The organism is Actinomycetospora sp. ABD4_176 (genome assembly GCF_056311855.1).
Genome location: NZ_CM149974.1, coordinates 2,530,019 through 2,555,359, shown reverse-complemented (window position 1 = coordinate 2,555,359; position 25,341 = coordinate 2,530,019). Strand labels below are relative to the sequence as shown.

Below are 25,341 nucleotides of genomic sequence, written 5' to 3'. Positions count from 1 at the left end.
CGGCCCGACCCGCTGTCCGGGACTGATCCGCGACGTTGCTAGAGTTGGCGTCGCACCAGGGGCTGTGGCGCAGTTGGTAGCGCGACTCGTTCGCATCGAGTAGGTCAGGGGTTCGATTCCCCTCAGCTCCACCCCTCACCGCAACGCCCGGGCCCTCGGCCCGGGCGTTCGTCGTCTCCGGGCACGTGCGGCGACCCGCCGACCCGTGTCCTCGGGAGACGGATCGACCGCGCCTCCTCGGCGGCGCGAGCCGGCCCCGCCCCGCCCGCCCGCCACGACCCGTGTCCCGGGGACACGGGTCTCCGCGGTGGTCCGGCCCGCCGACCCGTTTCCCGGGGAAACGCCTCCTCCACCCCGAGCCGGGGGGAGGGCGTCAGCGCCAGGAGGGCAGCCAGAGCTCCGCGTTCCACCGGTCGGCGGTGATCCACGTCCCGACCAGGATCGGCCACAGCCACGCGAAGTTCGCGACGACGAGGCCGGTGTACATACCGACGACGAGGGTGCCGGTGCGCCGGCGTTCCAGCCCCTGCTCCCGGCGGCCGAGGAACTCCCCGAGCGCCAGCACCACCGCCAGCACCAGGAACGGCGCGACCGGCGTCATGTAGAAGAAGTACATCTGCCGGTCGAGGTTGGTGAACCACGGCAGGAACCCCGCGCCGTAGCCCACGAGCACGGCGGCGTGGCGCCAGTCGAAGGCCGTCGCGACCCGCCAGAGCGACCAGCCGAGCACCGGCAGGGAGATCCACCACAGCGCCGGCGTGCCGATGAGCATCACCGCGGACACGCACGACGGCGACCCGCAGCCGAGCTCGCCGGTGCCCGACTCGTAGTAGTAGAGCATCGGGCGCAGGCCCATCGGCCAGCTCCACGGCTTGGACTCCCACGGGTGCGGCGAGCCGCGCGGGGTGTCGAGCGTGGCGTGGAACTCGAGGACCTTGGTGCTGTAGTACGCCAGCCCCTGCAGCCAGTCGGGCAGGAAGCCCAGCGGCCCCCCGACGGGGATCTGCTGGCCGACGACGTGGCGGTCGGTGCCCGTCTCGCTCGCGATCCACGGCAGCCAGCTCGCGAGGTAGCAGAGCACCGGCACCGCGAGGAACGCCCAGGCCGCCGGCGCGACGTCGCGCACGAGCGTCCCGAGGAACGGCCGCGCCACGCCCGCCGCGCGCCGGGCGGCGGCGTCGAGACCGAGCAGCAGGGCGCCGAAGAAGACGATGTAGTAGAGCCCCGACCACTTCGCGGCGAGCGAGAGCCCGAGGCAGACGCCGGCCGCCAGCCGCCACCAGCGCACGCCCAGCCGCGGCCCGTACAGGGTGTCCGCGATCCGCCCCTCGGCGACGACGACCGCCAGGCGCGCGCGGACCTCGTCGCGGTCGACCAGCAGCGCGCCGAACGCGAGCAGCACGAACAGGGCCGGGAAGACGTCGATCATCCCGACGCGCGCGGAGACGTGGCTGACGCCGTCGGCGACGAGCAGCACGCCCGCGAGCCCGCCGAGCAGCGTGGAGCGGGTCATCCGCCGCGCGATCCTGATGATCGCGAGGATGCACAGCGTGCCCGCGAGCGCGGACGCCGCCCGCCAGCCCACCGGGTCGTAGCCGAAGATCCACTGACCGACGGCCATGAGCTGCTTCGACAGGGGCGGGTGGACGACGAGCTCGTAGCCGGGGTTGTCCTCGTACCCGCCGTTGCGCAGCACCTGCCAGGCCTGGGGCACGTAGTGCTTCTCGTCGAAGATCGGGGTGCCCTGGTCGGTGGGCCACCCCAGGTCCCAGAACCGGACGACGCCGCCGATCACCGTGAGGACCAGCGCGACGACCCAGCCGCGCAGGCGGTCGGTGGGCATCGGCCGCCCGAGGAGCTGCGCGACGGCCGGGGCGTCCTGCGGCGCCGGGCGCGGCGCCGCCGGACGCCCCGCCGCCGGGCGCGCAATGGTGCTCGGGGCCGTCACGGGGACCGATCGTAGGGTTGCGGGGATGGCGACGGGGTCGGACGGGGTGCTCCTGCTGGGTGGTGTCCCGCTCGGTGACTCGCGCGACGCCTCCGCCCGCCTGCGCGACGCGCTGGGCACCGCCGACGTCGTGGCCGCCGAGGACACGCGGCGGCTGGCGCGCCTCGCGGCCGACCTGGGCGTCGAGGTCGGCGGGCGCGTCGTGACGTTCCGCGAGGACAACGAGGTGGCGCGCACCCCGGGGCTGGTCGACGCCGTCCGCCGAGGGGAGACCGTGCTGCTCGTCACCGACGGCGGCATGCCGAGCGTGTCCGACCCCGGCTACCGGGCCGTCGCCGCGTGCCTCGCCGAGGACCTCCCGGTGAGGTGCCTGCCCGGCCCGTCCGCGGTGCTCGCGGCGCTGGCCCTGTCCGGCCTGCCGACCGACCGCTTCTGCTTCGAGGGGTTCGCCCCCCGCAAGGACGGCGAGCGCCGGACGTGGCTCCGCGCGCTCGCGACCGAGCCGCGCACCGCCGTCTTCTTCGAGTCGCCGCGGCGGCTGGCCGGCCTGCTCACCGTGGCGGTGGCCGAGCTCGGCGGGGAGCGCCGCGGGGCGGTCTGCCGCGAGCTGACCAAGACCCACGAGGAGGTCGTGCGCGGCACCCTCGCCGAGCTCGCGGCGTGGGCGGGCGAGCGCGACGTCCTCGGCGAGATCACCGTGGTGCTGGGCCCCGCGACACCCGTGACGCCGGCGCCCGAGGACCTCGCGGCCGAGGTCCTCGGGCTCGCCGCCGCCGGGCGCCGTCTCAAGGACGCCGCGCGCGAGGTCGCCGCGGCGCACGGCGTGTCGGCGAACGCGCTCTACGACGCCGCGCTGCGCTCCCGCGGGTAGCGGCCCACGGGCGTCACGGCAGCAGGACGAGCTTCCCCGACACGCGCCCGTACTGGTTGTCGTCCTGCGCCTTCCCGGCCTCGTCGAGGGGGTAGGTGACGACGGCCGTGGTGCGCAGCCGGCCGTCGGCGACGCGGGCGAGCGCGTCGGCGAGGACCTCGCGCTCGGTGTCGGCGTCGCCGCCGGAGGTGAAGGTCACGCCGAGCTCCTGGGCGCCCGGGTAGTCGGCGATCGTGACGGCCCGGTCCGGCGAGCCGGTGAGGGCGACGAGGTCGCGCAGCGCGCCCTTGCCCGACGTGTCGAAGGCGCGGTCGACGCCCTGCGGTGCGACCGCGCGGATGCGGTCGGCGACGCCCTCGCCGTAGACGACCGGGGTCGCGCCGAGCGCGCGGACGTCGTCCTGGTGGGCCTCGCCCGCGGTGCCGATCACGGTCGCCCCGCGCGCCACGGCGTACTGGACGGCGTACACGCCGACGCCGCCCGACGCGCCGTCGACGACCAGCGTCGTGCCGGTGTGGTCGCCCTCGCCCAGCCCGAGCAGGGCGAGCGCGCGGGCCGCCGTCGTGGTGCCGGTCGGGACCGACGCCGCGACCTCCCACGCCACCTCGGCGGGCTTGCGGACCAGCGCCGTCGCCGCGGCCAGCGCCGTCTCGGCGTAGGCCCCGCCGGTGGCCTTGCCGACCACCTCGTCGCCCACCGCCAGGTCGACGACGCCGTCCCCGACCGCGTCCACGTCCCCGGCCACGTCGAACCCGGGCACCTTCGGCTCGGCGGGCGCGTCCCCGCGCGCCATCGCGCCCGACCGCAGCTTCCAGTCCAGCGGGTTCACGGCCGCCGCGCGGACGCGCAGGCGGACCTGGCCCTCGCCGGGCTCCGGGTCCTCGCGATCGACGACCTCGAGGACGTCCGACCCGCCGAAGCGCCGGTACTGCACCACTCGCGATGTCATGCCCCGCGCAACGCGCCGGGGGCCGCCGGCATGCCCGTCGGCCGGCCAGGTCGCAGCGAACGTGCTGTTCGCTGCCTCTACGCGCGCGAACTCCCCGCTCGCTCCACCGCCTGCAGCGCGACCGTGGCCCCGAGCTCCCACGCGGCCTCGCGCTCGGCGGTGCCGATCTCGCCGGTCGAGGTCACGACCTCCGCCGCCTGCTGCCACCCCAGCGCGCCCGTGATCCTCAGGACGTCGCGCACCGCCCCGGCGGTGTCCGAGCCGCCGTGCACGTAGAGGCCGAACGGGCGCCCGGCGGTCTGGTCGAGGCAGGGGTAGTAGACCTGGTCGAAGAAGTGCTTGAGCGCGCCCGACATCGTCCCGATGTTCGCCGGGGTGCCGAGCACGATGCCGTCGCAGGCCAGCGCGTCGGCCGCCCCGGCGGTGAGCGCCGGCCGGCCGAGGACCTCGACGTCGTCCTCGATCTCGTCGGTGCCCGCGCCGTCGAGCACGGCCGTCAGCAGCTCGTGCAGGGCCGGCGACGGGGTGTGGTGCACCACCAGCAGGCGCGTCACGGCCCCGGCGTCTCCTGGGTCTCCAGCGCGGCCTCGACGAGGCGGCGCAGCAGCTCGCCGGTGCGCGCCGCCGACGCGTGCACGGCCTCGATGACCGACAGGTGGTCGATCGGCGCGTCGGTGGTGCCCGCGGCGGGATTGCTGACCAGCGCCACCCCCGCCACCCGCGCCCCCAGCGCCCGCGCGGCGATGGTCTCGAGCACCGTCGACATGCCCACCAGGTCCGCGCCCATCGCGCGCAGCATCCGGATCTCCGCGGGCGTCTCGAACTGCGGGCCGCGCAGCCCGGCGTAGACGCCCTCGGGCAGGTCGGGGTCGATCTCGCGGGCGAGGGCGCGCAGTCCGGGGTCGTAGGCGTCGGTGAGGTCGACGAAGTCGGGACCGGCGAGCGGGGAGGTGGCGGTGAGGTTGAGGTGGTCGCTGACCAGCACCGCCTGGCCGACCTCGTACGACGGGTCGATCCCGCCGGCCGCGTTGGTCAGCACGATCGTGCGGGCGCCGGCCGCCCGGGCGGCGCGCACGGGGTGCACGACCTGCGCCGGCCCGTACCCCTCGTAGAGGTGGACACGTCCGAGGACGACGAGGACGCGGTGGCCCGCGACCTCCACCGATCGCGCCACCCCGGCGTGGTCCGGGGCGCCGGGCGGGGTGAAGCCGGGCAGGTCGGCGACGGGCACCTCGGCCACCGGCTCCCCGAAGGCGTCGGCCGCGGGACGCCAGCCCGAGCCGAGCACGACGGCGACGTCGTGGGTGAGTGCGCCGGTGCGCTTGGCGAGCTCCGCGGCCGCGTCCTCGGGACTGGGCGGCGGGACGGAGGGCGGCTCCACGACGCTCATCGCGGCACCGTCCCGGGAGGCGGGACGGCGAAGCTGTCGGCGACGGCGCGGAACTGCTCGGGGGCGCCGACGGGGTCGGCGCTGGGGGCGGTCAGGCGCACCACCCACAGGTCGGTGCCCGACGGCACCAGCCGCGTCCAGGTCGTGCGGTCGTCGGCGCCCGAGGTGGTGCGGTAGACGGTCTGCTGCGGCGGCTCCGCGCCGGGCGCGCCCCCGCCCACCGTCTCCACCGGGCCCACCGAGCTGCCGTCGACGCCGAGGCTCGCCGGGCGGGCGAGCAGCGCGAGGTAGTCCGCCGAGCGCTGCGCCGGGTAGAAGCCCGCGACCCGGTCGATCCGCAGCTCCCGGCTCGCGTCCGGCGAGACGAAGCGCACGGCGATGTCGCCGCCCGCCTGCTCGAGCCGGAACTGCTGCCAGCCGGCCGGGACGAGGGCGCTGAAGCCCAGGCCGGTGTCGCTGTAGCGCTCGTCGGTGTCGGCGTGGGCGATGAGCACCGTGCCCGCGACCTCCGGGCCCGCCGGGGTCAGCGACGTCGTCATGGCGCCCTGACCGGCGAGCGAGCGGGTGAGCGCGTAGGCCCCGACCGCACCGAGCGCCGCCATCAGCACCAGCAGCGCCACCACCCCGGCGAGCGTCCACGGCGATCGCCGCGGCGGCGCGGGGCGCTGGCTCGGCGCGAACGGCAGGGGACCGGGGTCCGACGCGAGCGGCTGCGCGGCCTGTCCCGACGTGCTCATGCCGGGCGCGGACGGGCGCGGCGGCGCAGGTCGCCAGCCCGGCGCCGGGGCGCCGCCCGGGGGCGTCCAGCGCCCGCCGGGCGGTCCGGCGGTCCGTGGCGGCGGGGCCGGGCGGCGGACAGTGCGCGTGACGTCGTCGGACGCCGAGACCCGCGGCCCGACCATCGTCGTCTCCGCGTCCGACGGCGGCGACGGCACGCGCCCCGTCGACGGCCGTGGGCCGCGCCCGTTGCCGCTGCCGTCGGTGCCCGGGGCCGGCGAGTCGGGGGTCGGGGTGCCGGTGCCGTCGCTGCCGGCGGCCGCGGTGCCGGACGACCCGGTGTCGGGGGAGTCCCCGTCCGGGGTGCCCGGGCCGGTGGCGCCCTCCTCGGGGGTGCTCGTGCCCGGCGACGCGGTGTCGGAGCCGTCCGTGCCGGTCCCGTCGGCCTCGTCGGGCTCCGCGGTGTCCGGCCCTGGGGTGCCGGGCTCCTCGCTGCCGCCGGACGCCTCGGGCTCGGTGTCCGGGGTCGTCGCGAAGCCGTCGGCCGCGGCAGCTCCGACGGCTCCGGCCGCCGCCGGCGTCGCGTCCGACCCGGCGTCGGGCGACGCCATGAGCTCGGCGGCGGGCTCGGCGGCGGGCTCGGCGGTGGGCTCGGCGGTGGGCTCGGCGGTGGGCCCCTCGTCGGACCCGGCGGCGGGCCCCTCGTCGGACGGCGCGGTGGACTCCGCGGCCGGCGTCGCGGCCGGCTCCGCGGCCGACGTCGCGTCGGGCGTCGCGGCCGGGGCGGGGTCGGCGGCGCCCTGGTCGGCGTCCCGGTCGGCGACCGCCGCGGGCTCCTCGGCATCGTCGGCGGTCTTCCCGGTGCCCGCGGCAGCGGCCGCACCGGCAGCGACGGCGCCACCGACCGCCGCGGCCGAGGCGGCCGACGCCGCCGACGCGCCCTCCGCCGGCTCCTCGCTCCGGGGCTCGGCGGCGTCGTCGGCGGGCGCCGTCGCGTCGGGCTCCGCGTCGGCGGTGGGGGTGCCATGTCCCGCGTCCGGCGTACCGGACGCGAGCGCCGCCGGCTCGCCGGTGACCGGCGTGGCGGGCGTCGCGGTGCCGGGCTCCTCGGCGGCGTCGGTCGACGGTGCGGTGGTGCCGCTCGCGGCGGACGCGTCGGCGTCCTGGGCGTCGGCGTCCTGGGGGTCGGCGGCCTCCTCGTCGGCTCCCGCCGCCGCGGCACCGGTCGTCACACCCGCGGCGACCGCAGCGCCCTCGACCGCGGCGCCCTCGATGGCGGCGCCCTCGACCGGGGCGGCCGGAGCGTCCTCGGCCGCGGGCTGCCCGGCCGCCTCGACGGCGGGCTCGGCGGGAGCCTCCGCGACCTTCGCCTCGTCCTCCGCGCCGGCCGGCGGCGGCGCGGGCGTCGCGGGTGCGGCCCTGGCGGCGGGGGTCTCGCCGCCGGCGGGCGCCGGGGTCTCGGGTCCCGTGCGGGGGCTGGGCGAGGGGCGCGGGCGGGGCGGCTCGGGCGCGTCGGGGGAGCCCTCGACCAGGGTCCCGGCCGGCCCGCGGCCGTGGGAGACGGGGATGAGGCCCGCCTGGTCGCTCGCGGAGCCGGGCCGGGGCACGCGGATCGCCGCGGTGCGCGGGGCGGAGGACGTCGCGAGCACCGGGCCCTCGGGGTCGGACAGCAGCGGGCGCAGCCGCCGGCGCACGGCGGCGAGCGGCATCCGCAGCGCCGGGTCCTTGACCATGAGCCCGCGGATCACGTCGATCACCGGACCCCGCCCGGCCGGCACCGGGACCTCGCCGTGCACGACCTCGGTGACCGTGCCGACCGGGTCGCCCGCGTCGTACGGCGGGCGTCCCTCGAGGCAGGCGAAGAGCGTGGCGCCGAGGCCCCAGAGGTCGGCGGCGGGCCCGACGGCGCGGCCCATGGCCACCTCGGGCGCGATGTAGGGCGGGGAGCCGAGGACCGTGCCGGTCTGCGTCATCGACTGCTCGGCGGCGTTGCGGGCGATGCCGAAGTCGGTGAGCTTGATCTGCCCGTTCTCGCCGATGAGGACGTTTCCCGGCTTGACGTCGCGGTGGGTGATGCCCGCGCGGTGGGCGGTGATGAGGGCCGACGCGACCGCCGAGCCGATCTCGGCGGCCTCGGGCTGGGTGAGCCGCCCGCGGTCGCCGATGTAGCTCGCGAGGCTGCGCGAGGGCAGCAGCTCCATGACGACGTAGGGCTCGGAGGCGACCTCGACGACGTCGTAGAGAGTCACGACGTTGGGGTGGCTGAGCATCGCCGTCGCCCGCGCCTCGCGCAGGGTGCGCTCGCGCACGATCGCCCGCTCGTTGACCGGCACCGAGGACAGGCGCACCTCCTTCACCGCGACGGGACGGTGCAGGACCTCGTCGTACGCCGACCACACCGTGCCCATGGCGCCGCGGCCGAGCTCGTGCTCGAGGCGGTAGCGCCCGACGATCCGGCGGGGGCCGGGCGCGTCGGTGGGTGCGGGGCTCACCCGACCATCATGGCAACGTCGACCGGTGGGCGGGCCGCCCCCGGGGTACCCGTGTCCCCAGGGCGTGCGACGGACGGGGGGCGACGGCCGAGTAGCGGCACGGCACGCCGGTGACCTGCGCGTACCGGCCGCTCGTCGGTTCGGGCCGTGACCTGGGTCGCCGCACACAGCGCGATCGCGACCCCTCGGCGCGGGGGCGGCTCGATCGCCCACAACCGCCGTCCGGCGCAGGCATGCTGGGCCGGACAGTCGGACCCGCGACGGGTCCGCCACCAGGAGGTGTGTTCGATGACTCTGGCGGAGCCGAGCGCCACGTCGGCCCCTGTGGCCGACCTCGGCGCCGGCAACGGCCCGGAGTGGATCGACCGGTGGCTCGCCGCGCACGCCGACGACGTCGTCGGCTGGCGCCGTTCCCTCCACGCCCGGCCCGAGCTGGCCCGGCGCGAGTTCGAGACCACCCGGCTCTGCGCCGAGACGCTGGCGGCGGCCGGCCTGCGCCCGCGGCTGCTACCCGGCACCGGGCTGGTCTGCGACATCGGCGAGGGCCCGCGCACCGTCGCGCTGCGCGCGGACCTCGACGCCCTCCCGCTCACCGAGCAGACCGACGCGCCCTACTCGTCGCGCGTCCCCGGCGTGGCGCACATGTGCGGGCACGACGCCCACACCGCGATGCTGCTCGGCGCGGGGCTCGCGCTCGCGTCGGCGCCCTCGCTGCCCGGCCGCGTGCGGCTGATCTTCCAGCCGGCCGAGGAGGTCCAGCCCGGCGGCGCGCTCGACGTCATCGCCGCCGACGGCCTCGACGGCGTCGACCGCGTCTTCGCCCTGCACTGCGACCCGCGGCTCGAGGTCGGCAAGGTGGGCACGCGCACCGGGGCCATCACCTCGGCGTGCGACATGCTCGAGCTGCGCCTGACCTCCCCGGGCGGGCACACCTCGCGCCCGCACCTGACCGCCGACCTGGTCCACGCGCTCGGCACCGTCATCACCGGCCTGCCCGACCTGCTCTCCCGCCGCGTCGACCCGCGCTCGGGCACGGTGCTGGTGTGGGGCGCGGTGCAGGCCGGGCACGCCGCGAACGCGGTGCCCCAGCAGGGAATGCTGGCCGGCACGCTGCGCACCGCCGAGCACGCGACGTGGAACGAGCTCGAGCCGCTGGTGCGCTCGCTGATCACCGCCCTGCTGGCGCCGACCGGCGTCGGCTACGTGCTCGAGCACCGCCGCGGGGTGCCGCCGGTGGTCAACGACGCGGTCTCGGCCGACCTGCTCGCCCGCGCCGCCCAGCGTGCCAACGGGTTCGACGCCGCGGTGGGCACCGAGCAGTCCAGCGGCGGCGAGGACTTCGGCTGGTACCTCGAGCACGTGCCCGGGGCGATGGGCCGGCTCGGGGTGTGGTCGGGCGTCGGGGAGAAGTCCGACATCCACCAGCCCACGTTCGACCTCGACGAGCGTGCCCTGCCCGTCGGTGTGCGGACGCTCGTGCACGCGGCGCTCGAGTCGCTCGGCGGCTGAACCGGATCGCACGTCGTCGGACCCGTCGGGCACGATGGCGGCTGTGAGCGATGCGACGGTGACCGCCACGGACGTCCCGACCCCGGCCGACGGCGGTGGTCCCGGAACGGCCGCCCCTGTCCTGCCCCCGGTCACGCGCCGCATCGCTGACGAGCTCGCGGTCGGCGAGGGGCGGGTCGCGGCGGCGGTGGAGCTGCTCGACGGCGGGGCGACGGTCCCGTTCGTCGCGCGCTACCGCAAGGAGGCGACGGGCGGTCTCGACGACGCCCAGCTGCGCACGCTCGAGGAGCGCCTGACCTACCTGCGGGAGCTCGAGGAGCGCCGGGCGGCGGTCCTCGAGTCGGTGCGCGCCCAGGGCAAGCTCGACGGCGAGCTCGAGGCGCGCATCCTGGGCGCGGAGACCAAGAGCCGCCTCGAGGACGTCTACCTGCCCTACAAGCCCAAGCGGCGCACCAAGGCGGCCATCGCCCGCGAGGCGGGCCTCGAGCCGCTGGCCGACGCCCTGGTCGGCGACCCGACGCACATCCCGCGCACCGCGGCCGGCGCGTACGTCGACCCGGACCGCGGCGTGCCCGACCGGGACGCCGCGCTGGAGGGCGCCCGCGCGATCCTCGTCGAGCGCTGGGCCGAGGACGCGGACCTCGTCGGGGAGCTGCGCGAGCAGATGTGGCGCCGCGGCCGGCTCACCGCGGTCTACCGGGAGGGGCGCGGCGGGGAGGGTGACACGGCGGCGGCGAAGTTCTCCGACTACGCGGCGTTCGACGAGAAGTTCACGCGCCTGCCCTCACACCGGATCCTCGCGGTCCTCCGCGGCGAGACCGAGGAGGTCCTGGCCCTCACGCTCGATCCGCTGGCCGCCGACGACGACGAGTCCGCGATCACCGACGTCTACCTGGCGCGCATCGCCGCCGCGGTGGGCGTGGCCGACCGCGGGCGTCCCGCGGACCGGTGGCTGGGCGAGGCCGTCCGCTGGGCCTGGCGCACGCGCATCCTGTCGCGGCTGATCGTCGACCTGCGGGTGCGCCTGCGCGAGGTCGCCGAGGAGGGCGCGGTGCTGGTGTTCGCCGGCAACCTGCGCGACCTCCTGCTCGCCGCCCCGGCCGGCGCCCGCCCGACGATGGGCCTCGACCCGGGGCTGCGCACCGGGGTGAAGGTCGCGGTCGTCGACGGCACCGGCAAGGTCGTCGCCACCGACACCGTCCACCCGCACGTCCCGCGCCGGCAGTGGGAGGCCTCGCGCACGAGGATCGGCGAGCTCGCGCGCGAGCACGGCGTCGAGCTCGTCGCCATCGGCAACGGCACGGCCTCGCGCGAGACCCACGCCCTGGTCCGCGACCTCATCGCCCGCGAGCCCGGGCTCGGGCTCGTCGCGGCCGTGGTGTCCGAGGCCGGCGCGTCGGTGTACTCCGCGTCGGAGCAGGCCTCGGCCGAGCTGCCGGACCTCGACGTGTCGCTGCGCGGGGCCGTGTCGATCGCGCGCCGGCTGCAGGACCCGCTGGCCGAGCTCGTGAAGATCGACCCGAAGTCGATCGGCGTCGGCCAGTACCAGCACGACATCGCCGGCACGGCCCTCTCGCGCTCGCTGGACGCGGTGGTCGAGGACTGCGTGAACGCGGTCGGCGTCGACGTCAACACCGCCTCGGCGCCGCTGCTGCGGCGCGTGTCGGGCATCAGCTCGGGGCTCGCGACGACGATCGTCGGCTACCGCGACGAGCACGGCCCGTTCGCGTCCCGCGACGCCCTGCACGCCGTGCCGCGGCTCGGGGCGAAGGCGTTCGAGCAGAGCGCGGGCTTCCTGCGCATCCCCGGCGCCGCCGACCCGCTCGACCGCTCGGCCGTGCACCCCGAGTCCTACCCGGTGGTCCACCGCATCGCGTCGGCGACGGGCACCGACGTCGACGGGCTCGTCGGCAACAGCACGCTGCTCGGCGGGCTGGACCCGGACGACTTCACCGACGAGCGGGTCGGGCGCCCCACGGTGATCGACATCATCAGCGAGCTCGACAAGCCCGGCCGGGACCCGCGCCCGGAGTTCACCACCGCCGAGTTCGCCGAGGGCGTCGAGCAGATCACCGACCTGACGCCGGGCATGGTGCTCGAGGGCCAGGTCACCAACGTGGCCGCGTTCGGCGCGTTCGTCGACGTCGGCGTGCACCAGGACGGCCTCGTGCACATCTCGGCGATGTCGAAGGACTTCGTTTCCGACCCCCGCGCGGTCGTGGGGCCGGGCGACGTGGTGCGCGTGCGGGTCCTCGACGTCGACGTGGAGCGCAAGCGCATCTCGCTGACGCTGCGCGTCGACGAGGACGAGAACGCGAGCGAGGGCGGCGACACCAAGTCGGAGGGCTCGCGCGGCGGGCGCGGCGGCCGGGGGCGTGGCGGACGGGGCCGCGGCGGTGCCCGGGGCCAGGGCGGCCAGGGCGGCCAGGGCGGCCAGGGCGGGCAGGCGGCACCGGCGACGGCGCCCGGCGAGGCGCCGGCCCAGGGCTCCCCGGAAGCCGCTCCCACCGGGTCGCCCACCGAGTCGCCCACCGGGTCGCCCACCGAGGCCGCTCCCGCCGGGACACCCTCCGAGGCGGGCGAGCGGCAGGGCGGCGGCCGGCGCGGTGGGCGCGGCCGGGGCGGCCGGCCCGGTGAGGGTCAGGGGCAGCGCGGTCGCGGGCGTCCCGACGAGGCGCGGGGTCCCCGCGGCGAGGGCCAGGGCGGCCGCGAGCAGGAGGGCCGGCCGGAGGGTCGACCCGAGGGCAGGGGCGGTCGGGGCGGGCGTCCCGACCGGGGTCAGGGCGGCCCGCAGGGCGGTGGCCAGCGCGGCGGGCAGGGCGGTCGCGGGGGCCAGGGCGGCCGCGACCAGCGCGGTGGGCAGGGCCAGGGCGGCCAGCGCGGCGGGCGTGACCGCCGGCCCGCGCCGACGAACGACGCGATGGCCGAGGCGCTGCGCCGCGCCGGCTACAGCGGCTGATCTCCGAGGACGTGGTGCACCGCGGGGCGCTCCCGCGCGTGCACCACGTGCTCCTGGTCTCCCTGCGAACGACCGCGAGCGCGCTGCCGGAGACCGACCGAGGTGCCGGCGCGCGCCTCTACAGCTCCGAGCCGGGCCCCGGCCCCACCGAGCGGCAGGGGCGCTCGCGCAGCGCGCGGACGTAGTCGTCCGGCGCGCCGGCGCTCTCGGCCGCGTCGGACAGCACCCCGATGTAGCGCGCGGAGGGCAGCCCGCCCTCGTAGGCGTCGAGGACGTAGACCCAGGCGAGCTGCGGCCCGTCCATGGTCTGGATGCGCAGGCGCAGCTTCTTGTGCATGCCGAGCTCGCCGCCCTCCCAGCGGTCGAGCCCGTCGACGTCGAGGGGGCTGACGTCGTAGAGCACCACGAAGACCCGCGACCCGGGATCCTCGACGACGGTGGACAGGGCGCCCTCCCACCCGTAGTCCTCGCCGCCGAAGGTCAGGCGCCAGCCCTCGAGCCAGCCCGTGCCCGACATGGGCGAGTGGGGCGCCCGTTGCATCATCTGCGCGGGGTCCATGTTGGATCCGTACGCGGCGTAGAGCGGCACGGCGGACAGGGTAGTCAGGAGGCGTGCTCGGGAGGCACCGCCTCGGGGTCCGACCCGTCGGTGGCCGGAACACGATCGGTGCGTGCGCGTCATCCGCGTCGCCGGCCGGTCGTGGACCATGGAGGGTGACGAACAGGAGGGAACCACCACATGACCCGCATCGTCATCCTCGGCGGAGGGCCCGCGGGGTACGAGGCGGCGCTCGTCGCCGCCCAGCACGAGGCCGACGTCACGGTCGTCGAGCAGGACAGCCTGGGCGGCAACTGCGTCGCCTACGACTGCGTGCCGTCCAAGACCTTCATCGCCTCGGCCGGGGTGCGCGCGAGCTTCCGCAGCACCCACGAGATGGGCGTCGACGTCGACGACCCGCGGGTCGACCTGCCCCGGGTCAACAGCCGGGTGCACGGCCTCGCGCTCGCCCAGTCGGCCGACGTGCACCAGACCCTGCAGCGCGCCGGCGTCCGGGTCGTGCAGGGGCGCGCGTGGTTCGAGGAGAGCGACCGCACCAGCGCCACCCATGACGTCTGCATCGCGCACCCCGACGGCAGCACCGAGACGGTGACCGCCGACGTCGCGCTCGTCGCCACGGGCGCCTCGCCGCGCGTGCTGCCCGACGCCCAGCCCGACGGCACGCGCATCCTGACCTGGCGCCAGCTCTACGACCTCGACGCGCTGCCCGAGCACCTCGTCGTCGTCGGCTCCGGCGTCACCGGCGCCGAGTTCGTCTCCGCGTACGCCGAGCTCGGCGTACCGGTGACCCTGATCTCCAGCCGCGACCGGGTGCTCCCGCACGAGGACCCCGACGCCGCGGCGACGCTGGAGGAGGCCTTCACCGCCCGCGGCGTGCACATCGAGCCCCGGTCCCGGGCGGAGAAGGTCGTCGCCACCGCGGACGGCGTGCGGGTGACGCTGAACGACGGCCGCGAGGTCGAGGGCTCGCACGCGCTGATGACGGTCGGCTCGGTGCCCAACACCGGCGACCTCGGGGCCGCGAACATCGGCCTCGCGCTCACCGACAGCGGCCACATCACCGTCGACCGGGTCTCGCGCACCGACATCCCGGGCGTCTACGCCGCCGGCGACTGCACCGGTCTGCTGCCGCTGGCCTCGGTGGCGGCGATGCAGGGCCGCATCGCGATGTGGCACGCCCTCGGCGAGGGCGTCTCCCCGCTGCGGCTCAAGACGGTCGCGTCGGCGGTGTTCACGCGCCCCGAGGTGGCGACGGTCGGGATCAGCCACGCTCAGGTGGAGAGCGGCGAGTTCTCCGCCCGCGAGGTGATCATGCCGCTCGGCACCAACCCGCGGGCGAAGATGTCGGGGCTCCGGGAGGGCTTCGTCAAGATCTTCTGCCGGCCGGCGACGGGCGTCGTGATCGGCGGGGTGATCGTGGCCCCGGTGGCCAGCGAGCTCATCCTCCCGCTGGCCATGGCGGTGCAGAACAACCTGACGGTCGACGACCTCGCCCACACGTTCTCGATCTACCCCTCCCTGTCGGGTTCGGTCACCGAGGCGGGCCGGCGGCTGATGCAGCACGACGACCTGGACTGATCCCGGTCGGTCAGCGGCTCTGGACCCGGTCCCGCAGCGCGCGGCGGCCGGCCAGGCCGAGCTTCCCGTAGACGTTGCGCAGGTGGTACTCGACGGTCTTCCTCGAGACGAACAGCTCGGCGGCGATCTCGGGGTTGGTCCAGCCGCGCCCGACGAGGGTCGTGACCTCGCGCTCGCGGTCGGTGAGCTCGTCGGCCCACCGGCCGCGGCGGGAGACCTCCGGCGGGACGCCGCCGGTCGGGGCGGCCCCCAGGTCGGCGGGCTCGGTCGCATCGGCGAGGTCGGCGAGGCAGCGGTCCAGGAAGGGCCGGGCGCCCATGCGGCTGTAGGCGTCGGCGGCGGCGTCCAGCGCGGCCCGGCCCTCGGCGCGGTGGCCGGCGCGCACCAGGGCCCAACCGTGGGCGTGGCGCAGGCGGGTGCGGTACCAGGCGGGCTCGCCGCCCTCGGCCGGCAGCGCCAGCCCGGCGTCGAGGACCCGGAGGGCGCCGTCGAGGTCACCCCGGGCGGCGGCGAGCCGGCCGCCCAGCCAGGCACGCGCCACCGGCAGGCAGCTGCCCGCCGCGGGGACCCGGTCGAGCGCCGCGAGCGCGGTCGCCGCGTCGTCGAGGCGCCCGGTGTCGAGGTGGCTGTCGACGAGCGCGGGCAGCCACCACCCCGAGTAGAGCCGGACGCGGTCGGGCTCGAGCAGGTCCGGCGTCAGGGTCCCGAGCGTGCTCGCGACGTCGGCGGCGCGGCCCTCGGCCTGCGCGATCGCCGCCTCGGCGAGGGCGAGGTGGACCCGGGGCCCGAGGAAGTCGGCCGCGCGCGCGAGGTCCGTGGCGCGGTGGAGGTCGGCACGCGCGGCGTCCTGCTCGCCCCGGCCCGCGTGGAGGATCGCCGACAGCGAGAACAGGGTGGCGTGGTCGACGCTGCGGCCGTGGCGCACGGCGGCCTCGACGGCGGCCTCGACCTCGCGACGGGCGGCGTCCCACTCGCCGAGCAGGTAGTCGACCCACACCAGGTGCACCTGCGCGGACACCCCGAGCAGGTGCGCCAGCGGCGTGCTCCGGCGTCGGGCGACGACGGTGAGGTCCGCGCACGCCGGGGCGAGCCGTCCGAGCAGCCCCCGCAGCGCGCCGCGGTGGGTGAGCGCGGGCAGTTCGTAGGGGGTGGCCCGCGCCGGGTGGTCGGGCAGGAACGCCAGCTCCTCGAGACCGCGGGCGGGCCCGTCGGTCAGCGCCGTGCCCGCGGCGGTGAAGGCGCGCGCGAGCGGCACCAGCCGGTGGTCCGCGGGCACCCGGCGCCGGGCGTCGCCCGCCGCCGCGACGGCAGGACCCCCGTCGCCGAGCTGACAGTGGACGTAGGCCAGCTCGAGGTCGAGGCGCGCGACGGCCTCGGCCGTCGCGGGCTCCTGCGCGTCGTCGTCCATGCCCGCCCGTGCCGCCTCCAGCAGGTCGCGGGACGCGATCACCTCGTCGCGCGCGAACGCCAGCAGCCCGAGCAGCTCCGAGCGCGCCGGGCCCTCGGGCAGCGCCTCGATCTGCGCGGTGTGCTCGAGCGCGTGCCCCTCGCGGGCGGCGTGCACGAGCAGGCGCACACCCTCGGTCAGCCGGGCGGCCCGCGAGCGCTCGTCGGGGCTGCGCGACGACGCCCACAGCAGGCTCTCCGCGGCCGCGACCAGCGCGCCGCCCTCGAACTCCGCGGTGGCCGCGCGCTCCAGCTCGTCGGCGAGCGCGCCGTCGGGACCCGCCGACGCGCCGACCAGGTGGCGACGGCGGGTGGCGCCGCCCGTCAGCTCCGCGGCCGCCCGGTGCAGCGCGCGCCGGCGGTCGGCGGGCAGGCTGCCGTACACGGCGTCGCGGACGAGCACCGAGCGGAAGGCGAGGATCTCGTCGGTCTCGTCGACCTGGGCCTCCAGCAGCCCCTCCCGCACGAGCGGGGCGGCGTCCTCGGCGACGCCCGCGCGCCCGGTGAGGGCGCGCAGCACCCGGACCGACGCCGGCTCGCCCACCACCGCCAGCGCCTCGAGCGCCGCCCGCGGGCCGTCGGCCAGCCGCACCAGGCGGCGGCGCAGACTCGCGGCGAGGGAACCCGGCGGCTGCGGCCGGCCCAGGCGGTAGCGCCCGGCCAGGTCGGACTCGGCGAGGACCGCGCGCAGGTACGTCGGGTTGCCGTCGGTCTCGGCGCGCAGGCGCGCGACGGTCCAGGCGCTGACCTCGGGGTCGACCTCCCGGGCGAGCTCGCCGACCTCCTCGACCGTGAGCCCGCGCAGCGTCATCCGGACCGTGTCCTCGGGCCACGCGTCGCCGGGCGGGGGCTCGAGCCAGTCGCCGGGGCGGTCGTGCCCGGCGAGCACGGGCAGCACCCGCAGCGGCGGGAGCCGGCGCAGGAGGCGGCGCAGGGTGGCGAGCGACTCGGGGTCGGCGCGGTGCAGGTCGTCCGCGACGAACAGCACCGGGCGCCGGTCGGCGAGGTCCTCGAGGGCGGCGAGCAGCGCCGACGCGCCCGGCCGCGACGGGCCGGTCGGCACGGACGCGTCGGCCGCCCCCGCGGCGTGGGCCGCCGCCAGGCAGCGCTCGAGCAGCTCGCCGGGACGGCTCAGCCCGACGTCGGGGGCCACGGCCCGCACGACGGTCATGGCCGGCTCGACGCGCCGGCGCAGCCGGTCGACGAGCTCGGACTTGCCGATGCCGGCCGGCCCGGTGACGAGGACGGGCACCGGCGCGCCCTCCCGGGCCCGGCGCGCGAGGTCGAGCAGCGAGGCGAGCTCGGCCGAGCGCCCGACGCCGTCGGCACCCACCCTGGTGATCGTCCCCGTCACGCGCCGCACCCCCTGCGCGATCGTGCCGCCCGGCACCGGGACGTGACCAGCCGGATGCCCGGCGTGGACTAGGGATTCACCCTGGGGCGGGTGTCGACGCGCGCGCCGATGCTGGAGCACGTCGCCCGAGCGGCCGCCGACGACAGCGCGTCCCACCCCGACCCCCCCGAGGGTGGGACGCGGAGGTCGGACCGGTGTCGACGACGGGCGCCGGCGCGGTGTGCCCGTGCCGGCGCCGACGCGCCGGGACCGGCCGCTCGGGTGACCCCGCGGTCCCGCCGTAGACCCGGCGCCGACCCGGCGCCGACCCGACAGAGCGCGCCGTGCGATCAGGCCCAGTCGAAGGTGCGCGTGACCGCCTTCTTCCACTGCGCGTAGGTCTCGTCGCGCAGGGTCGGGTCCATTGCCGGCGACCAGACCTTGTCCTGGGCCCAGTTGTCGCGGATGTCCTGCTCGGAGTCCCAGAAGCCGACGGCGAGGCCCGCGGCGTAGGCGGCGCCGAGGGCGGTCGTCTCGGCGACCACCGGCCGGATGACGTCGACGCCGAGCAGGTCGGCCTGGAACTGCATGAGCACCTCGTTGCCGACCATGCCGCCGTCGACCTTGAGGGTGGTCAGCGGGACGCCCGAGTCGGCGTTCATGGCGTCGATGACCTCGCGGGTCTGGAACGCGGTGGCCTCGAGGACGGCGCGCGCGAGGTGGCCCTTGTTGACGTAGCGGGTCAGCCCGACGATCGCGCCGCGGGCGTCGGAGCGCCAGTAGGGCGCGAAGAGGCCGGAGAACGCGGGCACGAAGTAGGCGCCGCCGTTGTCGTCGACCGACTTGGCGAGATCCTCGATCTCGGGGGCCGTCGCGATGATCCCGAGGTTGTCGCGCATCCACTGCACCAGCGAGCCGGTGACGGCGATCGAGCCCTCGAGGGCGTAGACCTGCGGCGCGTCGCCGATCTTGTAGCAGACCGTCGTCAGCAGGCCGTTCTTCGACTCGACCTTCTCGGTGCCGGTGTTCAGCAGCACGAAGTTGCCGGTGCCGTAGGTGTTCTTGGCCTCCCCGACGTCGAGGCACGCCTGCCCGAAGGTCGCGGCCTGCTGGTCGCCGAGGATGCCGGCGACCGGGACGTCCCGGAACGTGCCGCGGGCGCGGATCGGGCCGTAGTTCTCCGACGACGACCGGATCTCCGGCAGCATCGCCATCGGGACGCCGATCTCCTCGCAGAGCTCGGGGTCCCACTCGAGGGTGTCGATGTTCATCAGCAGGGTCCGCGACGCGTTGGTCGGGTCGGTGACGTGCAGCCCGCCCTCGTTGCCGCCGGTGGCGTTCCAGAGCACCCAGGTGTCCATGGTCCCGAACGCGAGCTCGCCGCGCTCGGCGCGCTCGCGGGCGCCCTCGACGTTGTCGAGGATCCAGCGCGCCTTCGGGCCCGCGAAGTACGTCGCCAGCGGGAGGCCGGTCTTCGCGCGGTAGCGCTCCGCGCCGCCGCCGAGCGCGCCGAGCTCGTCGCAGATCGCCTGGGTGCGGGTGTCCTGCCAGACGATCGCGTTGTGGATGGGCTCGCCGGTGGCCTTGTCCCAGACGACCGTGGTCTCGCGCTGGTTGGTGATGCCGACGGCCGCGATCTGGTCGGCGTTGAGGTCGGCGCGGGCCAGCGCCCCGCCGCACACCTGGCGGGTGTTGCCCCAGATCTCCGAGGCGTCGTGCTCGACCCACCCCGCCCTCGGGAAGATCTGCTGGTGCTCGAGCTGGTCGACCGCGACGACCCGTCCCGAGTGGTCGAAGATCATGCACCGGGTCGACGTCGTGCCCTGGTCGATCGCGGCGACGTACTGCGTCATACGGTGGCTCCCTGCGAGATCGGGGGACGTGGAGGTCGGGGCCGAGCGCCCGCTCCCGGACGGGGGAGCGGGTGCCGGCCGGGAGGTCAGCCCGTCGCGACGGGCGCGACGGCGGCGACGAGGGCGGCGAGCGCGGCGCCGATGAGCGGGCCCACGACGGGCACCCACGAGTAGCCCCAGTCGGGGCGGCCCTTGCCACGGATCGGCAGGACGGCGTAGGCGATGCGCGGCCCGAGGTCACGGGCCGGGTTGATCGCGTAGCCCGTCGGGCCACCCATCGTCTGCCCGATGCCCATGACGACCGCGGCGGCGGCGGCGTAGATCGCCGGGCTGTCGCCGTAGGGGGCGACCAGCAGGAACAGCACCAGCGCGAACGTGCCGATGGTCTCCGTGACCATGTTCCACACCGGCTTCTTGATGGGTGGGTTGGTCGAGAAGATGTTCAGCGTGCCCGAGTTGTCCTCGCTCGCGTCGAACTGCAGCTTGTAGACCAGCCAGGCGAGGACGGCCCCGGCGAAGGCGCCCAGGAACTGCCCGATGAGGTACCACGGCACCTGCGACCACGGCGTGCCGCCGGCGATCGCGCTGCCCAGGGTGACGGCCGGGTTGATCGCGCCGCCGGAGGCGTCGGCGATGCTGGCCCCGGCGAAGACGCCGAACCCCCAACCGAACGTGATGAGCACCCACGACGCGGTGTCCCCGTCGGCGTTGGTGCGGGTCAGCAGCACGTTGGCCACGACCCCACAGCCGAAGAGGAGCAGCACCATGGTGCCGAGGAACTCCGAGAGGATGATGCTTCCTGCGCTCACGAGGACTCCTGTCTGCGCCGACCCAGCCCCTGCGACGCTCGTCCGGGGTCCTGGGTCGGCCCAGGGCGCGCGTGATCGGCGACGCTAGTGGCGCGCTTCACCGTGTGTCCATGATCCGGCCGGATCTCGCGGGTGACGGGCCGGGTCCCCGGGCATCCAGCGACCGGGACGGACCACGTGATCGCGCCGCGTGCTCGCTGCCCGGGGTGGCGTTGCCGCGTTAGCGTGAGTGGCGGGGAGCGCCCCGGGGTCGCCCGCCGGCGGTGCGGTTCGGCAGCCCCCCGGCACGACGCGACGGGCAGGGACGAACGAGAGGGGATCGGACGTGGGCGCTGGACGGAGTGCAGGGGGCGCCGCGGACCGCGGGGCGGGTGACGTGGGGGCGGGTGACGCCGGGGTCGATGCCGGCGCCGAGGCGCTGGACGCCGCCGCCGAGCCGTCCCGTCTGGGCCCGGCGGCCCGCGAGCGGGACTGGGACCGGCTGGCCTCGGAGCAGTTCGACGTCGTGGTGGTCGGCGGCGGGGTCGTCGGCACCGGCGCGGCGCTGGACGCGGCCACCCGGGGCCTCAAGGTGGCGCTGGTCGAGGCGCGCGACCTCGCGTCGGGGACGTCGAGCCGGTCGTCGAAGCTCTTCCACGGCGGGCTGCGCTACCTCGAGCAGCTCGACTTCGGGCTGGTGCGCGAGGCCCTGCGCGAACGCGAGCTCAACATGACCCGCCTCGCCCCGCACCTCATCAAGCCGGTCAGCTTCCTGTACCCGCTGACGAAGCACTGGGAGCGCCCGTACGTCACCGCCGGCGTCACGCTCTACGACACGATGGGCGGCAAGAGCTCGCTGCCCCACCAGAAGCAGCTGACCCGCTCGGGCGCGCTGCGCATGGCGCCGGCGCTCAAGCGCAGCGCCCTCGTCGGCGCGATCCGCTACTACGACGCCCAGGCCGACGACGCCCGCCACACGATGATGGTCGGGCGCACGGCGGCCCAGTACGGCGCGGTGGTGCGCACCTCGACCCAGGTCGTCGACTTCCTGCACGAGGTCGACCGCGTGGCCGGCGTGCGCGTCCGCGACGTCGAGACCGGTCGCGAGACCGACGTGCGCGCGTCGGTGGTGGTCAACTGCACCGGGGTCTGGACCGACCAGATGCAGCACGCCGCCGGCACCCGCGGCCGCTTCCGGGTCAAGGCCTCGAAGGGCGTCCACTTCCTCGTGGCGCGCGACAAGATCCCGTCGGACACCGGGATGATCCTGCGCACCGAGAAGTCGGTGCTGTTCGTCATCCCGTGGCGCAACCACTGGATCGTCGGCACCACCGACACCGAGTGGAACCTCGACCTCGCCCACCCCGCGGCGACGCGCAAGGACCTCGACTACCTGCTCGAGCACATCAACTCGGTGCTGGTCACGCCGCTGACCCACGACGACATCGAGGGCGTGTACGCGGGCCTGCGCCCGCTGCTGGCCGGCGAGTCCGAGCAGACCTCGAAGCTCTCGCGCGAGCACGCCGTCTCGCGGGTCATGCCGGGCCTCGTGGCCATCGCGGGCGGCAAGTACACGACCTACCGCGTCATGGCCGCCGACGCGATCGACGCCGCGGCCGAGGACATCCCGACGCGCGTGGCGCCGTCCGTCACCGACCGCGTGCCGCTCGTCGGCGCCGACGGGTACTTCGCGCTGGTCAACCAGGCCGAGCAGCTGGGCACGCGCCACGGGCTGCACCCGCACCGCGTCCGGCACCTGCTCGACCGCTACGGCTCGCTCCTGCACGGCCTGCTGGCCATGGGCGACAGCGCCAACGGCGGGGACCCCTCGCTGCTCGAGCCCGTCCCCGCGTCGCCGGACTACCTGCGCGTGGAGATCGCGTACGCGGTGGCCTACGAGGGCGCGATGCACCTCGACGACGTCCTCACCCGGCGCACCCGCATCTCGATCGAGTACGCCCACCGCGGCATCGACTCGGCCGAGGCCGTCGGCGCGCAGATGGCCGAGCTCCTGGGCTGGACCGACGAGCAGCGCGACCTCGAGGTCCGGTCGTACATCGAGCGCGTCCAGGCCGAGCGGGACTCGCAGACGGTCGACACCGACGTCGAGGCGGACAAGCTCCGCGTCGCCGCCCCCGACCCCCGCGCGCCCCGGCTCGCGGCGCTCGGGACCGGCTGAGTCGCGCCGGGAGGCAGCGAAGGACACGCCCCCGCTGCGTGGGACGCAGCGGGGGACGCCCTCGCCCGGACGGGTATCCGGACGGGCGGGCAGGCATCCCGGACGGACGGCCCTGGTCCGGGGCCGTCGGCGCGCGGTGGACTGGTCGCCATGACGACCCTGGTGGCTGCGGCGACGCTGCTCGCCGGCGCGCTCTCGGCCCTGCTGGCGGGGCTCTACCTGGCGTTCTCGCTGACCGTCATGCCGTCGCTCGCGCGGCTGCCCGACGCGGTGCTGGTGTCGGTCATGCAGACGGTGAACCGGGTGATCGTGCGGCCCGGGTTCGTCGTGCTGTTCCTGGGTGCGCCGCTGGTGGCCGTCGCGGCGCTCGTGCTGGCGCTGGTGGCGGGGGCGCCGGTGGTGCTCGTGCTGATCGGGGCGGTGCTGCAGGTCGCGTCGATCGGGATCACGATCACGGTGAACATCCCGCTGAACACCGCGCTCGACCGTGCGAACCCGGGCGAGGCCGGTGACGTCGCCCGGGTCCGCGAGGCGTTCGAGCGTCCCTGGATGCGCGCGCACCGCGTGCGCACCGCGGTCACCACCGTCGGGGCCGTGGCCCTGCTGGCGGCGCCGCTGGTGTGACCCGTCAGCGCCCGGCGACGGGCGTCGACGGGGTGTCGCTGGTGTCGTCGCCGGTCTCGACGGGACCGCTCTCGGGGCTGCCGTGCGCCGGCGTCCCACCGGCCGGCTTGCGGCGCACCATGAACGAGACGCCGACCGCGACCAGTCCGATGACCCCGGCGACCATGAACGCCAGCTGCAGCCCGGCGGCGTCGGGCGTGCCCGTCGGCGACGAGGACCCGATGGCCGCGACGGTGACGAAGCCCGCCGTGCCGGCCGCGCCCGCGACCTGCTGGAGCGTCGTGAGGATCGCGCTGCCGTGCGAGTACAGGTGCGAGGGCAGGACCGCGAGCCCTTCGGTGAGCAGTGGCGTCATCATCAGGCCGAGCGAGGCCATGAGCAGGATGTGCACCGCGATGACCATCCACAGAGCCGCCCCGGCTCCGAGGAGGGCCAGCAGCCACATCGACGTCGCGAGCCCGATGGCGCCCGGGATGACGAGGGGGCGGGCGCCGACGCGGTCGAACAGCCGGCCCACCGGGCGGCCCATGAACCCGAGCACGAGGCCGCCGGGCAGCACCGCGAGGCCCGTGGTCGCCGCGCTCACGCCGAGGACGTTCTGCAGGTAGATCGGCAGCAGGATCGCCCCGGCGCCCAGCAGCGACATGAACAGCAGGGCCGAGAGCACGATCGCGACGACGAACTGCCGGTGGCTGAACGGCCGCAGGTCGAGCAGGGCCGACTCGGAGCGCTGGAGCTGCATCTGGCGCAGGACGAAGGTGGTCAGCGCGACGGCGCCGACGACCAGCGCGGCCCACGGCGGGATCACCGCGCTGCCGCCGTGCCCGAGCGTCGACAGCCCGTAGACGATGCCGCCGAAGGCGAAGAACGACAGGGCCACCGAGAGCAGGTCGAGCGGCGTCGGGTGCGTCTCGCTCTGCAGCCGGAAGAGCACCAGCCCGACGACGAGCGCGGCGATCGACAGCGGCAGGACGCTCCAGAACATCCAGCGCCAGTCGAGCGAGGCGAGGATGAGGCCGCCGATGGTCGGGCCGATGGCGGGGGCCACGGCGATGACGATCGAGATCGTGCCCATCGTCGCGCCGCGGCGCTCCGGCGGGATCAGGCGCATCACCGAGGTCATGAGCAGCGGGATCATCACCGCCGTGCCCGTGGCCTGCACGATGCGGCCCACGAGCAGCAGCTCGAAGCCCGGCGACAGCGCGCAGATCAGCGTGCCGGTGCTGAACAGCGTCATCGCGGCGAGGAACACCTGCCGCGGCGTGAAGCGGTTGAGGATGTAGCCCGTGGTCGGGATGACCACGCCCATCGTCAGCAGGAAGCCGCTGGTCAGCCACTGCACCGTCGTGGCCGACACCCCGAGGTCGCCGGTGAGGTGCGGCAGCGCCACGCTGAGGATGGTCTCGTTGAGGATCATGACGAAGGCCGAGACGACCAACGTCATGATGATCACCATCGGTCGCGCGCTGGTGCGCTGGCCGGTTCCGGACGGGCCGGTCATCGTTCCCCCTCGTGGCGGCGGCCGTGGCGGTCACGGACCGGTGGCAAGAGCATCACACCCACCCCCGACAGGCGATCGGTTTCCGCCTCCGGGGACCGCACACACGACGCCGGGTGTCCGGTCGGACGACGTGCTCAACACCTGCTCACCCGCGTGGTGTTCCCGCCGTGACGGGGATTGCGCCGAGCGCGGACCCCTCAACCGCCCTGGCGGTGGGAGACGTACGCCACGCCCGCGAGCACGATCGGCACGAGGATGAAATCCAGGGGAAACGCCCACCGCTGACGGCGAAGAGCACCGCGGCCGCCGCCGGTGTGAGCAGCGAGATCAGCCCGGCGTGCCGCGCGATCGCCGCGCCGCCGGGGGCCACGAGCTCCGGGAGCTCCGGGGCGGCGGGCGCGTCGGCCGCCGCCGGCCGCGGCGCCGTCGAGGTGGCCGTCGAGGTGGCCGTCGGGTAGACCGGGTGCGGCTCGGGGAGGTCGCTGAACAGCGCCTCGAGCTGGACCCGAGACGTCGCCCGCGACGCCCTCGCGCAGCGGTCGGCGTGCTCGGCGCGCTCGAGGCGGCCGGCGCGCCGGTGCGCGTCGAGCGCCTCCATCGCGAGCTCCCGCTCGTGCGCCCCGACGTCCGCCACGCCCCTCAGTA

General features: G+C 76.1%; 16 protein-coding genes, 1 tRNA gene and 1 pseudogene. 7 read left to right on the top strand and 11 right to left on the bottom strand.

What is annotated here, in order from left to right:
• Positions 1-58: 58 nt before the first annotated feature.
• Positions 59-131, top strand: a tRNA-Ala gene (locus ACYX4T_RS12340).
• A 242-nt stretch (positions 132-373) separates the two neighbouring features.
• On the opposite strand, the gene ACYX4T_RS12335 is transcribed toward ACYX4T_RS12340, so the two are convergent.
• Complete coding sequence (locus tag ACYX4T_RS12335) at positions 374-1,843, bottom strand: dolichyl-phosphate-mannose--protein mannosyltransferase (protein WP_476015263.1); 1,470 nt, start codon at positions 1,841-1,843, stop codon at positions 374-376.
• A gap of 130 nt (positions 1,844-1,973) precedes the next feature.
• On the opposite strand from ACYX4T_RS12335, the gene rsmI reads away from it, so the two are divergent.
• Complete coding sequence (gene rsmI, locus ACYX4T_RS12330) at positions 1,974-2,819, top strand: 16S rRNA (cytidine(1402)-2'-O)-methyltransferase (RefSeq protein WP_476014785.1); 846 nt, start codon at positions 1,974-1,976, stop codon at positions 2,817-2,819.
• Between the two features lie 13 nt (positions 2,820-2,832).
• On the opposite strand, the gene ACYX4T_RS12325 is transcribed toward rsmI, so the two are convergent.
• From ACYX4T_RS12325 to ACYX4T_RS12310, 4 genes are all read right to left on the bottom strand, one after another.
• Positions 2,833-3,768, bottom strand: coding sequence for an NADP-dependent oxidoreductase (locus tag ACYX4T_RS12325; RefSeq protein WP_476014784.1), 936 nt, complete (start codon positions 3,766-3,768; stop codon positions 2,833-2,835).
• Between the two features lie 77 nt (positions 3,769-3,845).
• Positions 3,846-4,322 carry a flavodoxin family protein gene (locus ACYX4T_RS12320; RefSeq protein ID WP_476014783.1) on the bottom strand — a complete coding sequence of 159 codons (477 nt, stop codon included), beginning with the start codon at positions 4,320-4,322 and terminating at the stop codon, positions 3,846-3,848.
• Entirely contained in the window at positions 4,319-5,158 is an 840-nt protein-coding gene (locus ACYX4T_RS12315; protein ID WP_476014782.1) for a purine-nucleoside phosphorylase, read from the bottom strand. The genes ACYX4T_RS12320 and ACYX4T_RS12315 overlap by 4 nt, the downstream gene beginning before the upstream one ends.
• Entirely contained in the window at positions 5,155-8,367 is a 3,213-nt protein-coding gene (locus ACYX4T_RS12310; RefSeq protein ID WP_476014781.1) for a serine/threonine-protein kinase, read from the bottom strand. Before ACYX4T_RS12310 ends, ACYX4T_RS12315 begins: the two co-directional genes overlap by 4 nt.
• A gap of 288 nt (positions 8,368-8,655) precedes the next feature.
• On the opposite strand from ACYX4T_RS12310, the gene ACYX4T_RS12305 reads away from it, so the two are divergent.
• Positions 8,656-9,876, top strand: coding sequence for an amidohydrolase (locus ACYX4T_RS12305; RefSeq protein WP_476014780.1), 1,221 nt, complete (start codon positions 8,656-8,658; stop codon positions 9,874-9,876).
• Positions 9,877-9,934: 58 nt separating this feature from the next.
• Positions 9,935-12,343, top strand: a pseudogene (locus ACYX4T_RS12300) (Tex family protein); the annotation flags it as partial.
• Positions 12,344-12,953: 610 nt separating this feature from the next.
• On the opposite strand, the gene ACYX4T_RS12295 reads toward ACYX4T_RS12300, so the two are convergent.
• Entirely contained in the window at positions 12,954-13,424 is a 471-nt protein-coding gene (locus ACYX4T_RS12295; RefSeq protein ID WP_274234137.1) for a gamma-glutamylcyclotransferase family protein, read from the bottom strand.
• Positions 13,425-13,574: 150 nt separating this feature from the next.
• Here ACYX4T_RS12295 and ACYX4T_RS12290 point away from each other — a divergent pair, with 150 nt between their 5' ends.
• Entirely contained in the window at positions 13,575-14,972 is a 1,398-nt protein-coding gene (locus tag ACYX4T_RS12290; protein ID WP_476014779.1) for an NAD(P)H-quinone dehydrogenase, read from the top strand.
• A gap of 10 nt (positions 14,973-14,982) precedes the next feature.
• Here the strand turns inward: ACYX4T_RS12290 and ACYX4T_RS12285 are convergent, their stop codons facing one another.
• From ACYX4T_RS12285 to ACYX4T_RS12275, 3 genes are all read right to left on the bottom strand, one after another.
• A complete protein-coding gene (locus tag ACYX4T_RS12285; protein ID WP_476014778.1) occupies positions 14,983-17,751 on the bottom strand; it encodes a helix-turn-helix transcriptional regulator in 2,769 nt (922 codons plus the stop codon).
• 350 nt (positions 17,752-18,101) lie between these two features.
• Complete coding sequence (glpK, locus tag ACYX4T_RS12280) at positions 18,102-19,604, bottom strand: glycerol kinase GlpK (protein WP_476014777.1); 1,503 nt, start codon at positions 19,602-19,604, stop codon at positions 18,102-18,104.
• 86 nt (positions 19,605-19,690) lie between these two features.
• Positions 19,691-20,413, bottom strand: a complete 723-nt coding sequence (locus ACYX4T_RS12275; RefSeq protein WP_476014776.1) for an MIP/aquaporin family protein — start codon at positions 20,411-20,413, stop codon at positions 19,691-19,693.
• 418 nt (positions 20,414-20,831) lie between these two features.
• On the opposite strand from ACYX4T_RS12275, the gene ACYX4T_RS12270 reads away from it, so the two are divergent.
• Entirely contained in the window at positions 20,832-22,571 is a 1,740-nt protein-coding gene (locus tag ACYX4T_RS12270) for a glycerol-3-phosphate dehydrogenase/oxidase (protein ID WP_476015262.1), read from the top strand.
• A gap of 150 nt (positions 22,572-22,721) precedes the next feature.
• Positions 22,722-23,195: an anthrone oxygenase family protein gene (locus ACYX4T_RS12265; protein WP_476014775.1), complete on the top strand. Its 474-nt coding sequence runs from the start codon at positions 22,722-22,724 to the stop codon at positions 23,193-23,195.
• Positions 23,196-23,199: 4 nt separating this feature from the next.
• Here ACYX4T_RS12265 and ACYX4T_RS12260 read toward each other — a convergent pair whose 3' ends face one another.
• Positions 23,200-24,696 (bottom strand): MDR family MFS transporter, encoded by a 1,497-nt coding sequence (locus ACYX4T_RS12260; protein ID WP_476014774.1) that lies wholly within the window; start codon positions 24,694-24,696, stop codon positions 23,200-23,202.
• Positions 24,697-24,841: 145 nt separating this feature from the next.
• A complete protein-coding gene (locus ACYX4T_RS12255; protein ID WP_476014773.1) occupies positions 24,842-25,330 on the bottom strand; it encodes a DUF1707 SHOCT-like domain-containing protein in 489 nt (162 codons plus the stop codon).
• Positions 25,331-25,341: the final 11 nt, after the last annotated feature.